General features: G+C 36.4%; 1 protein-coding gene. It reads left to right on the forward strand.

Annotated elements, in window-relative coordinates:
* The coding region (locus ACFINK_RS09340) for a hypothetical protein (RefSeq protein WP_375638911.1) at window positions 1-747 on the forward strand (747 nt) is incomplete at its 5' end.
* Window positions 748-876: the final 129 nt, after the last annotated feature.

Genomic DNA, 876 nt, shown 5'->3' on the forward strand with positions numbered 1-876 from the left:
AAAAAAATCAAACATGCTCTTACTCGAAATATTATAACTCTTTATCGCATTCGTGCTTTAAAAGATTTCGATGATATAAAGGCGGGGTCTTTAGGCGGCTTTATTGAAAAGGAAGTTAACCTATCCCATGATGGCAATTGCTGGGTGTATGATGAGGCTTGTGTCTATGGTCATGCAAGAGTGTATGACAATGCAAAAATACGCCATTTTTCTCAAGTCTGTGGTCAAGTTTATGGCAATGCTGAGGTCTATGGAAAAGCTTTTATCTCTCAATATGCTAAAGTTTATGACCATGCTTTTGTCTATGGCAATGCTCATGTTTATGGCAATATTTATGGTAATGCTCATGTGAATGGTAGTGCCCGCATTCTTGCTGATGCTCATATTTATGATCATGCGCATGTTTCTTATGATGCTACGGTTTTTAGTTATGCACGCGTTTATGGTCATGCCAAGGTTTGTGGCTCTGCTTGCATTTATAGCCATGCAAAAATTTATAATTATGCTGTTATTAATGGTCGTGCTAAAATTTATGGCAAGGTTTATGGAAATGCTTGTGTGAGTGGCTCTTGTGAGATTTATGGCTCTGTTTATGGCAATGCTAAAATCTCATATTGTGCAACGATCTGGGGGCGTGCTTATGGCAATGCAAAAATCAATAAAAAAAGCAAAGTAAGGTTGGTTCCAAAAAATTGTGAGGTTTATGAAAGGGATAATGTTGTCAATATAACTGATAAAACAGAATAAAAACACGCATGGGGCGTGCATTCTTTATGGTTATAAACGCATATAAAATGCATTGCTATAAACATATCATAAAAGAGAGAGTAAAATAAAAAAAAGCCGTGCCAAATGATATGACGCGGCTTTCAAATA

Source organism: Bartonella sp. AA16NXGY (assembly GCF_042197325.1).
GTDB lineage: Bacteria > Pseudomonadota > Alphaproteobacteria > Rhizobiales > Rhizobiaceae > Bartonella.